Annotated in this window: 13 protein-coding genes; 7 read left to right on the forward strand and 6 right to left on the reverse strand. The window is 49.0% G+C overall.

From position 1 onward, the window contains the following. Positions 1-250 precede the first annotated feature (250 nt). The 4 genes from M6D81_RS23930 to M6D81_RS23945 all read left to right on the forward strand — a co-directional run bounded on the left by M6D81_RS23930 (position 251) and on the right by M6D81_RS23945 (position 4,380). Complete coding sequence (locus M6D81_RS23930; RefSeq protein ID WP_262679688.1) at positions 251-616, forward strand: GntR family transcriptional regulator; 366 nt, start codon at positions 251-253, stop codon at positions 614-616. Then, entirely contained in the window at positions 613-1,494 is an 882-nt protein-coding gene (locus M6D81_RS23935; protein WP_262679689.1) for an ATP-binding cassette domain-containing protein, read from the forward strand. The genes M6D81_RS23930 and M6D81_RS23935 overlap by 4 nt, the downstream gene beginning before the upstream one ends. Continuing rightward, positions 1,491-2,234: a hypothetical protein gene (locus tag M6D81_RS23940; protein WP_262679690.1), complete on the forward strand. Its 744-nt coding sequence runs from the start codon at positions 1,491-1,493 to the stop codon at positions 2,232-2,234. Before M6D81_RS23935 ends, M6D81_RS23940 begins: the two co-directional genes overlap by 4 nt. Positions 2,235-2,466: 232 nt before the next feature. After that, a complete protein-coding gene (locus M6D81_RS23945; protein ID WP_262679691.1) occupies positions 2,467-4,380 on the forward strand; it encodes a sensor histidine kinase in 1,914 nt (637 codons plus the stop codon). Between the two features lie 19 nt (positions 4,381-4,399). Here M6D81_RS23945 and M6D81_RS23950 read toward each other — a convergent pair whose 3' ends face one another. Beyond that, positions 4,400-4,639 (reverse strand): NHLP leader peptide family RiPP precursor, encoded by a 240-nt coding sequence (locus M6D81_RS23950; protein ID WP_262679692.1) that lies wholly within the window; start codon positions 4,637-4,639, stop codon positions 4,400-4,402. Between the two features lie 102 nt (positions 4,640-4,741). Further along, positions 4,742-5,722, reverse strand: a complete 981-nt coding sequence (locus tag M6D81_RS23955) for a hypothetical protein (RefSeq protein ID WP_262679693.1) — start codon at positions 5,720-5,722, stop codon at positions 4,742-4,744. Between the two features lie 332 nt (positions 5,723-6,054). Here M6D81_RS23955 and M6D81_RS23960 point away from each other — a divergent pair, with 332 nt between their 5' ends. Then, a complete protein-coding gene (locus M6D81_RS23960) occupies positions 6,055-6,624 on the forward strand; it encodes a C40 family peptidase (protein WP_262679694.1) in 570 nt (189 codons plus the stop codon). Positions 6,625-6,758: 134 nt separating this feature from the next. Here M6D81_RS23960 and M6D81_RS23965 read toward each other — a convergent pair whose 3' ends face one another. The 4 genes from M6D81_RS23965 to M6D81_RS23980 form a co-directional block, all read right to left on the reverse strand. Continuing rightward, positions 6,759-7,424 carry a response regulator transcription factor gene (locus M6D81_RS23965; RefSeq protein WP_262679695.1) on the reverse strand — a complete coding sequence of 222 codons (666 nt, stop codon included), beginning with the start codon at positions 7,422-7,424 and terminating at the stop codon, positions 6,759-6,761. After that, complete coding sequence (locus tag M6D81_RS23970; protein ID WP_262679696.1) at positions 7,417-8,583, reverse strand: sensor histidine kinase; 1,167 nt, start codon at positions 8,581-8,583, stop codon at positions 7,417-7,419. The genes M6D81_RS23965 and M6D81_RS23970 overlap by 8 nt, the downstream gene beginning before the upstream one ends. Before the next feature lie 30 nt (positions 8,584-8,613). Continuing rightward, the gene (locus M6D81_RS23975) at positions 8,614-9,390 is read right to left on the reverse strand and encodes a CPBP family intramembrane glutamic endopeptidase (protein WP_262679697.1); all 777 of its coding nucleotides are present in this window, start codon (positions 9,388-9,390) and stop codon (positions 8,614-8,616) included. A 132-nt stretch (positions 9,391-9,522) separates the two neighbouring features. Beyond that, the gene (locus tag M6D81_RS23980) at positions 9,523-12,270 is read right to left on the reverse strand and encodes a ligand-binding sensor domain-containing protein (RefSeq protein WP_262679698.1); all 2,748 of its coding nucleotides are present in this window, start codon (positions 12,268-12,270) and stop codon (positions 9,523-9,525) included. 273 nt (positions 12,271-12,543) lie between these two features. Between M6D81_RS23980 and M6D81_RS23985 the strand changes: the two genes are divergently transcribed. Further along, on the forward strand, positions 12,544-13,905 hold the full coding sequence (locus M6D81_RS23985; RefSeq protein ID WP_262679699.1) for an extracellular solute-binding protein: 1,362 nt from the start codon (positions 12,544-12,546) through the stop codon (positions 13,903-13,905). 24 nt (positions 13,906-13,929) lie between these two features. Further along, on the forward strand, positions 13,930-14,799 hold the full coding sequence (locus tag M6D81_RS23990) for a MurR/RpiR family transcriptional regulator (protein WP_262679700.1): 870 nt from the start codon (positions 13,930-13,932) through the stop codon (positions 14,797-14,799). Positions 14,800-14,902 lie beyond the last annotated feature (103 nt).

Below are 14,902 nucleotides of genomic sequence, written 5' to 3' on the forward strand. Positions count from 1 at the left end.
GAAGTTAGATGGTGACAACAATCGCAGATAGAGGAGGGGATAAAGGGAGGGAGAATTCAAAGAACCGAAGACGGCTACGTGGCAAGTCGGCAGTTGAGGCAGTCATGTTGCGCCATCGAATTTGCAAAGTAAAGGTTTGACAGCACACGTACCGGTCATGCGATTTTATAAATTAAGCTTGACGGAAAAATGTGAATGTTATATGGTTAGTTACATAAGTAATGAACCATGTAAGTGATGAGGTGATGAAATGTTTCATGACCAGAGCCCGATATACCAGCAGATTGCTGAAGGAATTAAAAACGATATCGTAAGCGGAGCTTTGAAGGAAGAGGAACAGGTCATGTCGACGAACCAATATGCGGCGTTCTACCGGATTAATCCCGCCACTGCGGCGAAGGGATTCCAATTACTGACGGATGAAGGGATCTTGTACAAGAAAAGAGGGATTGGCATGTTTGTAAGTCCGAACGCAAGAGAAACCTTGCTGGAGCAGCGGCGAGAGCGATTTTTCGAGGAAGTGGTGGATCGGATGCTGACGGAGGCGAATCAGATCGGCATTCCGCTCGAGGATATTGTGTTACGCATTCAGAATCGCAGGGGGGATCGGCCATGACATTGGACATTGAGGTACGCAGGCTGACGTTGAAGTACGGGAGACAGAGAGCGCTGGAGGACATTTCGTTCAAGCTGCAAGGCGGCAAAATATATGGGCTTCTGGGACGCAACGGCTCAGGCAAGACGAGTCTGCTCTCCGTTCTGGCGTCTCTGCGCAAGCAATCGGGCGGCGAAGTGTTCATAGGCGGACAGCATCCTTATGAAAATGCGGCTATTACCAGTCAGGTATGCATGGTGGGAGAAAGCGTCCATTTCGCAGACTCTTCTTCTATTAAAGACGTTCTTAGATTGGCCGAGATTTGCTGGCCGAATTGGGATGGCGAATATGCAAGCCGGTTGCTGGATACGTACGAGCTACCCTTGAAGAAACGAATTGATGGATTGTCGCGCGGAATGAAGTCGGCGCTGAGTGTTACGATCGGGCTTTCCAGCCGGGCTCCGGTTACGATTTTCGACGAAGCTTATATCGGTATGGATGCCCCGTCCCGATACGCATTCTACGATGAGGTGCTGAAGGATTACATGGAGCATCCGCGTACGATCATCTTGTCCTCTCATCTGATTGAAGAGATTGAGAATCTATTTGAAGAAGTGCTTATACTGGATCGGGGCAAGCTGCTCATTCATGAGGAGTCGGAGGCCTTCCGCACTCGGGGGGCGTCAATAACCGGTCCTGAGCATCAGATTGACGCTATAGCCTCGGAGCTGCAAGTGCTGAACGAACAGAAGCTGGGAAGTACGAAGTCGGTAACGGTGTACGGAGAGCTTCCGGCCCGGCTGTTGGAGCGGATCGAAAGGGAGGGGCTGGCTGTTGGCCCGGTGTCCCTGCAGGACTTGTTCGTTCATATGACGAAGAAAGGAGCGAAGGAACGATGAATCGAAAAGGTCAATCTCCGGTTTCCCGTGTCGCAAAACATCTATGCGCTTCGCATATACGGATAATGCTGTGGTACTGGGCCATATTTATAATCGCTTTCGTCATTGTCAGCATATTGCTGAATAACTTCGGTGTTATTGATGCAGAGGAAGATATGCTTCAGAGCATTAGCTATTCCCCCAAGATTTTTCTGCTTGTATTGGGAATTCTGTTGATAGCCTTATCGATGCCTTCCTATGTAACCAACGGCATTACGCGCAAGCACTTTGCTATGGGAACCATGCTCACCATATTGATTCTGTCCGTAGTCTGTGCGATTATTCAAAGTGTCGGAGTATACGCAGGAGCGTGGATCTATGATCTTTTGAACATGGAGCAGAATTGGGCGGAAACGGCTTTATTTCCGTCGCTCATCAATAGTATACTGATGTATGTGTTGTACTTTACTTATGGCTGGTTGATCGGCTCCAGTTACTATCGATTCGGATGGATGCCCGGGACGGGGATTACCATTGTTGCCGGAATAGTCGTCATTGCCATGGAGAAGCTGCTGGAGGCATCCTATGCAGGCGGTCAGCAAGCCAATATTACGATTGCGGGACTCGGGAAGATGAGCTTCTATATTGCGGACTTGGGCTTCGCGGTCGTGCATGTTATTATTCTGGTAGCGGCGTTGCTGCTTGGAGCTGCGAACTATTATGTGCTTCGCAATGCGGCGATTCGACGCAAGATTATTTAGAGTCAATATTCGACAATATCCAACAATCATATAATGTAGAAAAAGCTGTAGCGAAAAGGTTTTTTAACCTTTGCTGCAGCTTTTTTGATATTTCGATAGTAATCTACAAAGACTGGTATTATGATAAGAGTTAAGGGAGAAGTTTCTAGGGATTCATGACGAATAATGTCGAATTATGGATAATGATGATAGATGAAAATAAAGATGAATAAAAGGATGGTTTGAGAAGGATATGGGACGAATCGGTATCAAAATGGTCGTATGGATGATGGCTTATCTGTTCCTGGCTTCGGGAGCGCTTGCTTATGCCCAGCCCGGGGATCAGAAGGAATCCGTCATCATCAGTCAGTGGGAAATGCTGTGGGAAGCACCAGGACAGAAGCAGACGATTGAAGAAGTGATGCAATTGGAGGACGAGCATTGGTTCGACGTTATGGCAGATGAGGAGTATCCGACGGTGCCTGACGAAGTTTCTTCCGCTTGGCTCAAGATTCAGCTGCCGGAGCTGACTGACATGCGCCCCGCGATTTTGTTCGAGAAGCTATACGCCAAAGATGTGGTGATGTATATAGATGGTGAAGTGGTGTTTGAGAGGTATAAAGATTATAAATACAATTTGAATGAGATTGTAATTCCATTGTTTGAAACGGAAAGTAATCAGGAAATCTATATTAACATTAATAAAGGCGGATATAAATTAGGATTATTTAAAGAAGTGAACGTTGGGTATTTCGATAGTATATTTAAAAAATTCACAAAAACTGATTTGGTAGATGTCATATTGGGAGCAGCACTTATTATTATTTCTTTCTTTATGCTTATAAGTGCATTGTTTGTGAATAGGAATTTCTTACCAGGATGGAATTCTCTTTTTACAATCATGTTTTGTATTGGAATAATGATATTAACTTATTCTACATTGATTGAAAAAATCTATCCTCAACTTGGGTTAATTTCTTACTATGCATTCGATGTGGCATCAACTATATTAATACCGGCATTCTTCTTCTTTTTTGAAAAAGTATTCGGTAACGGTCCGTATCGATTGATTTCTATGTTTAAAAAAGTCCAGTTTGCGGTGGCATTTTTTTCGATATTTTTGTTGTCAGGAAGTTTTATTTTTGATTCTATGTTAAACATCTATAGTTCAGTGGGGATGTTCGTTTTTTCATCGGCTGCACTAATAGGTAATGTAATTCTGTTAGGCGCACTTGTTTATCAGTGCTGGTATGGGAATAAGGATGCCATTATTTTGAGTAGTGGTCTTGGCATATTTTTAGTGGTCGGTATAGGGGAAATGGTTTGGTATTATGTAAAGGACAGGCAGTATGAAATGTTTTATTGGAAGATTAGTCTATTATTTTTTCTCGCAGGGTTAATTATTATTATGGTTCGAAAAGTAATGAGAAATTATGAGCAAGCTATATTGTATTCGAAACAGATTGAAGTTTTCAATAACGAATTGCAGAGAGCAGAAAGAATAGAAACGATCAGTCAATTAGCAGCTTCTGTTGCGCACGAAGTGAGGAACCCATTGCAGGTAACCAGAGGGTTCCTACAGTTACTTGGCGGGCGAATGAACGATAGTCATCAAAAATATATGCATTTGGCTATTAATGAACTTGATCGAGCATCGGAAATCATAACAGATTTTTTAACATTCGCTAAACCAGATTTAGGGGAAGAACAATATTTAAATATCGGAGAAGAAGTTCGTCAAATTGAAGTCATTCTTGGGCCTTTAGCCACATTACATGGTGGTGTGTTACAATTAAATATTATTGACGATGTGTATATTCAAGGGAACTCATCTAAGTTCAAACAGGCACTGATCAATTTAATAAAAAATAGTATTGAAGCATTTAACGAAGAAGGAATTGTCTCAATTACCGTTAAACTGAGTAAGGAACCAGATGAAATTATCATCTCAATTAAAGATAATGGGGAAGGAATAGCTGAGGAAGATATTGCTCGTCTTGGTGAGCCCTACTATTCTAAAAAGACAAAAGGTACGGGACTTGGTTTGATGGTTACCTATAGAATAATTGAAGCAATGCAAGGAAAGCTACATTTTAAAAGCAAGGTTGGGGTGGGAACGGAAGTGTTGTTAATATTTCCTTGTATGCAAAAAGCCGATGAAGGTTAGGTCTCATCGGCTAATTTTTTTAATCCCACATAGGCCCTTTAACACTTCCGTCATCGACAGAAGCCGGGTTTTGAGGAAGTACCAAATAGTAGGAATCTTCTGTCTCTTCTAGTACTTGAAGATTGATGTTTGCTGGTACATCGACATTGAAAGCGTCTTTAATTGCGGCTTTTGGATCAGCCAAGAGCTGCTGTTTGAATTGTGCGTCAGCCCAGGCTTTCTCGATAATTTGCTGACCTAGTTCTTGTTTAGTAGGCACACTAATCATCCTCTCAAATATGTATAATGTTACCATGACTAGTGTACCATTCAATTTCGACAAAATCTACAAAATGTTTCGTTTTTCCTACAAATTTATACATTACTTCACTTGTGAGTGGAAATGATAGTTCAAACCGCCTAGTAGCAAAGCCGACTTTTTGGAAGCTATATGATCGGCCGTCTCCGTCAAACATGCCACCATATAGGACTGGAAGCCAATAAGAGGAGACGGTATGCCTTCCAAGAGCAGAAGCTTCTCATAGTTGTCTTTAGCAAATGCGGCATATCGGTTCATGCAGCAGTGGACGTAGATGGCCGTCTCTACTTGCTCCTTCGTTAAGCGGGTTATCGAACCTTCTTCAGATGAACGTCCATTGACTCCGCCTGCTTGAGAAGCAAAGTCGGATGCAATCATCGCCAGCAGCCCGTTATAGCTGCCCTCTTTCATGTCCTCCTCCCAATCGGCCCAGTCGTCCAGCATTTGCAAGGTCATGAGTGCGATATCGACGGCTTGTTCTGATTTTGCGATGTTATGCGGCTGTCCCGCCAGCAGCCAGGCGGCTACGCATGAGACTTTGACGGGACCGGCCTTTCCCGCGGTACGCAACGGGTCGTTCAGGAAGTAGTTCGCATCGCCCTCATTCACGACACAATCCGCCCATACGCTTACATACTGTTCATAATGCTGCCAGAACGGGCTGTCGGATGGGAATAAGGAACGGAATACGGCGAACATCTCCAAATAAAAAAGATTGCCCAGGGCAAGCTGCTGCTTCAAGCCGGAAGCGTCCATGGGACCATCGTCCATGACATCATCCTGAATAAAAAAGTACAGCATGCCATATACATTGGCTAATGACAGTTGTCCGCATTGCTCGTTCGTCAGTCCGGCTTGATCTTGCAGCCAGTAGGGGAGCAATGTGCATATATAATCTTTGCCTTTGTCCTGCTTGACGGGATTGAACTTCTCTGCATATTGCAGGCCGATCTCGTTGAGCGGAGGCGGAAACTTTGCAATACGTTCTGACGCAGCACGATAAACTTCAGTCAATTGCTCGATGTAGCTTTCATACCAGATCATAGCCTATTCCCCTTTTTTAGCGTGTAACCTATGTCTTTGCTACTAATCATAATATAGCATGAAAGAGCATCCGGAATAGAAGAAGTTTACAGGAATTGAAATATGTTTGAAGCTCAGGAGACAACAATAGGTTGAGTAAAGGAGAAAAATCCAGTAGAATGGAGGGAGATTGATAGACGTTCAAGTTTTGTACACAATTTCGCCTGAGAGGCGAATCCGAAAAACTAGACTTAAGTCGGGGGATCATCTATACCTGCAGCAGGTTAAAATTATCCGTCTCCTGCATTAAAGTTAATACTTAGACGAGAGTTCTTTAATGTGGAGGTATACGCATGAATAGAGATAAAGATATATACATTTTGTTGACAGATACAGGAACAGTGCTTACGAAAATTATAAGATCTTTTACCAAGGACCCTCTCAATCATGCGTCCATTGCCTTCGATGCGGATTTGAATGAAGTCTACAGCTTCGGGCGCAAAAATCCAAGCAATCCTTTCATAGCCGGATTTGTTCGGGAGGATGTCCGCAATACGTTCTTCGAGGACTCTATGTGCGCGATCTACCGAATTCGGGTAGGCTACAACACCTATAACAGCATCAGAGCCGAGATTCAGCATTTCATGCGCAATCAAGAGAAATACCGTTATAATTTGATCGGCATGCTTGGCGTCGTATTCAATGTCGAATGGGAAAGAAAGAATCGCTACTTCTGTTCCCAATTCGTAACGACCGTCTTCGCGCGCAGCGGAGTGAATCTGGTGAGCAAATCGCCGCTGCTCGTGACCCCGGGCGATCTGCAGAAGACTTCGGTAATGGAGCTAGTATACCACGGAAGACTGCATGCTTATGCAGGATGCGACCAGCTTTCCTCCTCAACCAGCTCGTTCCGAACCGCATAAGGAAGAAGACCTCCATTGCAAAGATCAATGCAGAGGTCTTTTTTTTGTTCAGGCGGATTTGTCGACCCGTGGTGGAGGAGCGGATGTATCGGTTGCCATAGCGCTTAATCGGCTTGGAATGGGTGATGAGCAGGTTAATCCACTGCTTCTTCCATCATGCTTTTCAACAGCAAGACGGCTTTCGTCCGATCGTTGGTGCCGATTTTGGCATATATATCGCTTAAATAGTTTTTCACCGTGCCTTGCGTCAACCGTAGTTTTTCGGCGATTTCCCGGGTGTCATCCCCCTCCACAAGCAGCCTCGCCAAGTCGAGCTCGCGTGGGGTGAAGTCCAATTTTTCGCCCGCTTTTTCATAGCGGTTGTTCGTATTCCGAATATTGAGGGCGAGCTTGCGCGCCACTTTGCCGGTTAACATCAAATTGCCGGATAGCGCCTCGTGAATGGACTGCGCCAGCTTCTCCCCATCGATGTCTTTGAGCAAATAACCGGAAGCTCCGTTGCTCAAAGCTTCTATGATATACTCATCATCGTCGAAGGTAGTCAGGATGAGGATGACCGCCTGCGGGTGGCGTTCTTTGATGGCCCCGGTAGCCTTGACGCCTCCCATTCCCGGCATCCGGATATCCATCAGGATGATGTCAGGCGTAACCGAGCGAAGCTGTTCGAGTGCTTCTTCGCCGCTTTGCGCTGTCCCGACGACCACAATATCCGGCCTTATCGACAGCAATGTTTCCAGACCTTCCAGCATGATCTTCTGATCGTCAACAAGCATGACGCCGATCGTGCGATCGTTATTCATTCGGTAACCCCCTTGCGACAGGCATTCGGATCTCGACAACAAATCCCTTCCCGGATTCGCTGCTCACGCTGAATTGTCCGCCGATCGCTTCGATTCGGTTCGCCATCGTATTCAGGCCGAACCCATACACGATGGGATCGCTGCCTTCGCCATTGTCTTTAACCGTCATATGAATCGTCTCTTCGCGCTCACGGATCGAGATCTCGATCCGGGTTGCTATGCCGTGCTTCAGCGCATTGGTTATGGATTCCTTGATCGCGCTTGACATCACGTACTCCTGCAGCGATATGAGCGGAGCAGCCACCTCGTAATAAAATGCGAATTGAACGCCCGTCTGCTTCGACGTATCGGCGATAAGCAGTTTAATTCCTTCCTCTAGCCCCAATCCGCTACCGCCGATTCCTTTCTCGGCTTTCAATGCTTTGACAACTTGCCGGATATCTCCGAGTCCCTGCTTCATCTGCTGGCGAGCGACCAGAATTTTCCAATAGACCTCTTCCGGCTTCTTATCGAACAGCAATTGGGCTCCCTCCAGGGCGACGATCGCTGTCGTCAGCGTATGGCCCACCGTATCGTGCACCTCTTCTGCGATTCTGCTTCGCTCTTTCAACGCCGCCATCTCTTCTCTCATTCTTGCCTCCTGCACCAAGGCTTCGTTCAAGCGCAGGCTCATCTCTCTCTGATTCAGCAGCAGCTTGGTGGCCCAGATCGGAACGACCAGACACGAGAAGCTCAATATATCGAATACGTTGCCCCATATTTCTCCGTCTGCCGACCAGATGAAAATATAGGTTAAATAGCCGCCGTAGACAAGGGGCAAAGCATACCACGCCTTATAATGCAGAATAATGTCCGCGGCAAAAATAATCAGCGCAATGCCTTCGATCTCGGTACCGCTTTGCAGGAACAGCATAAAGAGCAGCACGATTTCCGTGACTGGCGATACGGCGGCAACGAGACGGTATTTGGGCTGGCTTAACACCGGTTTCGAATGCCTGAAAAAATAAAGTCCGATCAAAAGCGCGACAATCGCCAGGCCTTTAAAATGAGAGAGAACGTTGAAGAGCAGCAACAGAATCACGTAGGAGCATGCCAGCCCATAGAAAAAGAGTCTGGATACTTTCGTATTGCTTAGCGTATTGACGGTGGAAATCGACATGAGACGCACTTCCCCTGAAAATTAATCACTTCAAGCAAGTCCCAGTATGCCAATAAAAACGCCCAATAGCAACGGGATGGCTTCGACGCCATGAATAATGACGGACGGCCAAAAGCTGCGATACTTGGCATTCAAAAAGCCATAAAAAAGCGAGCCAATGACAAGCAGCGGCATTTCCGCTATTTTATGCAGGTGATAGGCCCCGAACAAAATGCCGTTCACGGCCCAATCCCAGTTGCCGAAGGCTCCCCGCATCTTCGGCAGCAGAACTCCCCGGAAGAACAGCTCCTCCCCCAATACATAATTGAAAATGCAGCTGACCAGCGCAATGCCGAGCAGATACCAATCGCCGACAAACTCGGGGCTCACCAGATTCTGGATCATTGTGTAATCTTCAGGTGCCATGAACGGGAAAAGCCGTATCATCGCTTCGCTCATGAATTCAAACCATCCCGAGCTTTCAAAGAAAAAGGCATACATGATGATTGGGACCGTGAATGCGTATGCGAGCTTGTAGACTCGGTGCGATCTGGGATGAAGCGGGTGGTTCAGCCACAATCTCGTCTTCAGCTTCTGCCAGCTCAGATCGCCCAGTTCCCGTTTCAAAACAATGACGGAGAGGACAAACTGCCAGATCATGCCGACAATCATAAGCAGCCAATACAGGATGCCGGGGTGCAAATCGACGACAGGCGCCAATACCGGCATCACTCCGAATCGAAGAATGAACATCGGCACCGCCACCAACGCCCATAATCCCATTATTTTGCTCACGCTGTACTGCTTTATTTCCATTTCGTTGCGCAATCTTTCCACTCCTTCTTCGAAGACGATTTAAGTTCCCAATTAACGATATAAAAAAAGGGCGTCATATGATAAGTGACGATCGTCATACAGAACCGGATCGATTCAATCGTCTTCGTTGAAGGCTATGTCGAGCTAGGCGTTTCCGCCTAGCAGCTGCTCCGCTTGGCTCAGAAGCACAGCCGCGGCGTTCTCTGTAATGTGCTTGCCGCTTTGAGCGCGTACCTGGTTCATAAACGCCCGCAGCTCGCCATGCTCTACTTTTGTCCGCAATGCGTTCGCTATGCCATGATTGCCTATACCGCCTTGAGAGGCGAAGATGTCCAGGTGGGTCAGGAGAGACTGCTCGCTGGCCGGCGGCGTATACTTCCATAAGTCCGAACTGTTGTCGGAGAAGTAGAGATTGCCGAATGCATCGCTGGTCAAGTAATTGCCGTAGGTGCCGTTAAGGACGACGAACTCCATCGTATCCGGCTTCACCATGAACAACTGTCCGCGTGAAGTGCCGTACATGTTGCCGTCCGCTCCGATCGCCATGAAGCCGTATGTCCATGTTGTGCCTGTCGTCTTGTACCGCCGCAGCTTGGATGCCTTGTATGGGTAAGTAAAGGTATCCGGATCGAATTTGAACAGATAGTCTTCGGCGATGCCCCATATCATCCCGTCCGGACCGATGCTAAGTCCCGTTACCCCTTTCCGTCCGGATGCCGGAATACCTTCGTACACCTTTTGCTTCGTGGCCAGATCGAATACGAACAGCTTGGCATGCTGCTCTGTCGGGCCATCCGTTCCCAAGCCTCCGTATACGGTCGTTCCTACATAGGCGAATCCATCCTTATAGACGACGGAGATGATGCTTTGATTCGGTACGATATTTTTGAACACGTCCAGCTGCTCCGTCTGAAAGTCATACAGCGCAAGAGCGCCTTCCAGAGAATCCGGGCTTGGCACCGTGCCTACGATAAGCGTATCCCGGTCTTCAGCATAAGCCATAGCGAAAGGCCGGTCTTGCCCATGAGCCCGCAGGTCGAACAACTGCTTCGGATTCTGGCTGGACCATGGGAGAGCGGGATCGTATTCCAGAATGCGCGAGCCTGCGTATGCTCCGATAATCATTTTCCCGTTGCGGTTAACGGAAGCTTCCACCTGACCGAGCGTATGCGTGTCCGAGACTGCTCCGGTAACCGGATCATAGGACGTGAATCCCGACATATAACCTGCTGCATATATCTTGCCGTCCGGGCCTTGATGAATGCTCTGGATGAGGATAGGAGCGCCGCTATAAAGCGACGGGAGCACTTCCGCACGGTCTAATGCGGGATTGTAGTACAAGATATGGCCGTACCGGCCGACTGCCACGAAGGTATGTCCGGGCCATGCAGGATCGTTCAAGCTCACGAAGGCGCCGGAGTAGAAGTTCATGCCATCTTGTACACCTTTCAACAAAGATGAGCTCTGCGTAGCGGAATCGTACACGTAGTAATCGCCGCTGTACGTGAAGAGCGCTTTCCCCGGTTCGCCCGGAATCGGCGATACCTTCTCGGAGTGGATGTCCATGCCGCTTGGGTCGTAATACTCCACCGTATCGTCCTCCGCCCGCATAACAAGCAGATCCCCGTTCGAAAATTTCACAAACAGCCGGTCGTTGGCGAAATCCAATCCGTACGTGAACGTATACTGGTCGCCGCCTCCGGGAATGCGGGATGCCAACAACTCGGTGAAAGAGCCGTCCTGTTCCAGGTATTTGAATACGCGGGCTTTCGTCCCGCTTAATCCCACGTAGAGTACGCCGCGTGTCGCATCGTAAGCCAGTGAACGAACATATCTCTGAGTAGGATCGAATTGCCCTATTTCCAAGATGGAGTCGGAAACGGGATCGAATTTATACAGCTTGCCGCTAGGATAAGTGCCGGTATACATCTCACCGTTCGATCCGGCCACAAGCGAGAACACATGCGTCTCTTCACCGAATCGCCCCAGATACTGGAACGAATTGTCGGCCGGCGTATAGCGGTACAGTCCGCCATCGTAATGAGTGCCGATATATACTCTGCCGTCGGTTGCGATCTTGACGCCCCAGGCGGCTTCGACGCCCGGCATAGGATGAGTGCGAAGCACTTCCCGGGTAAGCACGTCGATTACGGCGAAGGCAGTAGGCACTTCTCCGCGCCCCTTGAATACCGTGTACATGACCGTACGGCCATTCTCCGTGCCGATTGCTCCGTCCTCGTTAATCATGCCTTTCACAATACCGCCGATTCGCTCGAACGTGCCGATGGGATTGAGGGCGATGCGTACATCGTCTGCATAACCGCGAGTAATGCCTGCTCCCGAGGAATAGATGAGCACGGTGGCGTTGGAGGCGTTCGCAGGCACGATGGAAGAAGTGCCATTCTTGACCCATTGTCCGTTCGTAGGAGTCAGCCAGTTGCTGGACTCTCCGACCTTGGTCCCCGTACTGTCAAAATACCGCATATAGAGCGCCATGGAACCGTTTTCAATATTCATCATGGAAGTGAGGGAGTAGCTCGCTCCCGGCGTCACCGGGAAGGGATCGCTCTCGATGCCCAGCGGACGCACTGCATTCTGGTCATCCAGCAATAAGCTGTGTGTGCCTTCCTCTGCTTGAGCGGGAGTGACTTCATAGAACAGACTGTCGTATCCATTGCCGAACGTCTGGCTCCAGCCGGGGATGCCGCTGCTTGCTACAGGGTCTTCGAACCCTGCGTTGAGGACGGTTGGAGGCGGAGCTGCTGCTTCGAGCGCTTCAGGCGCTGTTCCCGCCGCGGCGACGGCATGTGGTGCGGAACCGGCCGACCACAGCAAGGTTGAAGTTAAGGCGGCAGCGAGCAGAATTTTCGTCATGTGTTGAGCATGCTTCAATGCACATCATCTCCTTTAATTGGCATACATCGCATTTGTTGACTCACAACTGACTCACAAATGCAATATCATCGTAATAATAGATAGCGCATCTGTCAATAGGTCTACTGTAGCGGTCAGGCTATTGCCTGAGCAGAGGGATTCGGTTATGCTGTGAGCAAGCAGTGGTGAAGGCGTGAAAGCGTCACTAAAATTGATGCCAAAGGTGTTTTTATGTCATTAAATGAACAAAACGAGAATGGTCGTAAGCATTTTCGAAAAAAATTGGAGCATATGATTCATACGCTGCGCGATGATATGCTGGCGGGACGGAGGCGGCCTGGCGAATTTCTGCCTTCGGAACGGGAGTTGGTCAAGCAGTTCCATCTGAGCAACAAGCTGGTTCGTGTCGGGCTGGAGAAGCTGGTGGAGGAGCAATTGCTGGAGAAAATCCCGCGCGTTGGCAATCGGGTCGCCGATCCGCTTCCGCGCCTGCCTGTTACGTTGAAGCTCGGCTATCATGCTTCCCTTCAGCGGGAGGCGTGCTTGCTGGATGCGATTGAGGCCTTCCAGCAAGAATATCCGCATATAAGGGTACAATCCGTGCCGATTGCTTTCGACCGATATTCTGAATACGCTCAGGAATATTTGGAGTCCGGCATGCTTGATATCGTTTCCATGAACTACAATAATTTTTATGACTTTCAATCCCGCGGGCAGTTGGAACGGCTGGAGCCTCTTCAGCAGCGGGGCGGGCTGTATCCCGGATTGAGCGAGCTGTTCCAGGCCGATGGCCGGCAGTATGTCCTTCCGCTTGTCTTCTCTCCGCTTGTGCTCTGCTACAATCGCGATCATCTGGCGGAAGCGGGCATTGCGGAGCCCTTTCGTCCTCAGAGCTGGGACGAGTTGATCGCTGCCGCCGCTTCCCTGACGATTGAGAATGTCCGGTTCGGTTTCTACTTCTTCCTGCATTCCAAAAATCGGTGGCCGGTATTTCTTCTGCAGAACGGAAGCGGCCAAGCCGAGGGGGAAGACGAGATTCACTTGAAGGTGGAGAGGATCGTACGTGCTCTGAGCAAGTTAAGGGAAATGATTTATGCCCCGCAATCGTTCCCGACTTTCCTGGCGGAAAGTGAAGCGGATGCGGAAGCGTTGTTCAAGCAAGGCAAGCTGTCGATCATTATGACGTCATATTTGGCCATGAACGCTCTTGTATCGGAGGAGAGAGAGGGCGGCCAGCGATTTGCCATTGCGCCGCTGCCGACTTTAAGCGTCCCGGCCAATATTCTGATGTCGGTAGGATTGGCCATATCCCGTGCGTCTGAGCAGAAGGCGGCCGCTGGGTTGTTCCTGGACTTTATGACGTCGAGCCGTATGCAGATGATGATCCGGCAGCGTACGACGAGCATCCCTGCCTTGCAGGAAGCGGCAGAATGGCAAGGGGAGGTTGAGCAGTCGCCTGTTGGATATGCGCTTTTCCGGCAAGCTGCGCCTTTTATGAAGGCCTTTACGGAGACGGGACTGAGCGTGGATGAGCTGGATATTATTTTCCAGGAGGCGCGCATTTACTGGTCCAAGCTTCAGAGCGAAGATGATATGCGGGACAAGCTGTATCGGATATTGGACAATGGGTCAACGCAGAGTAGAGGGCTGTGAATCTGAAGTTGGGAGGCGAGAAGCATGTTGAAAGGGAAGAGTCCGGCTCAAAATGTGAACACTCTGCTGGTCTTATCCAGTGTGTATCAATCGTTGACGAAGACGGAGAAGAAGATTGCCGATGTCATCTTGAAGGACCCTGAAGCCACAGTCTATGTCACGCTGACCGATCTGGCGGTGCTGGCGGGAGTAGGCGAGACATCGGTGCTGCGATTGTGCCGGAAGATCGGCTTGGGCGGCTATCAGGAGTTCAAGCTGGCGCTTGCGCAGGATCTTGTCGTACCGGTCAGGAATGTCCATAGCGAGATTAGTGAAGGCGACAGTCTTCCGGATATCGCGGCGAAAATTACGGCGGAGAATACGAAGTCGATTGAAAATACGTTGAACTTGTTGGACATGGATCAGATGGAGCGGATAATGGATGTGCTGGGCAAGTCGCGGAAAATCATCTTTTTCGGAGTCGGCTCCTCCGCTTTCACTGCAATGGATGGGCATTATCGCTTTATGCGCATGGGATTCAATTCGATTATCGTAACCGATGCGCATCTGATGGCGATGCAGGCGTCATTGATGAGCGAAGGGGATGTGCTGTTCGCAATCTCCACCTCCGGCAGCACGAAGGATGTCGTAGATGCGGTTCAGCTTGCGAAGCAGAACAATGTCTTCTCCGTCTGCCTCACGAGCCATCTCCGTTCGCCGTTGACGCAGCATGCGGATGCCGTACTGTTGTTCAAGTCGCGCGAGACGCCGCTGCAAGGCGGAGCCTTCTCATCCAAGCTGTCGCAGATTCATGTGCTGGACATTCTGTCCACGGCGACGGCGCTCAAGTTCCGCGAGCAATCCTATCAGGCGCTGGAGCAGACTTCCAAGTCGGTGCTGGATAAAATTTATTGATCTTCACTTGTCTGTTGGAACTGTAGGCCGGCCGTTTTTTCGCTCTTCGTTGTCCCGGTAGAAGACGAATGTGCATTGTTGCGCTTTGCATTTGTTTCGTAGC

Origin of the sequence: Paenibacillus sp. J5C2022 (assembly GCF_025567625.1) — a bacterium.
In the GTDB taxonomy this organism is placed as follows: domain Bacteria; phylum Bacillota; class Bacilli; order Paenibacillales; family Paenibacillaceae; genus Pristimantibacillus.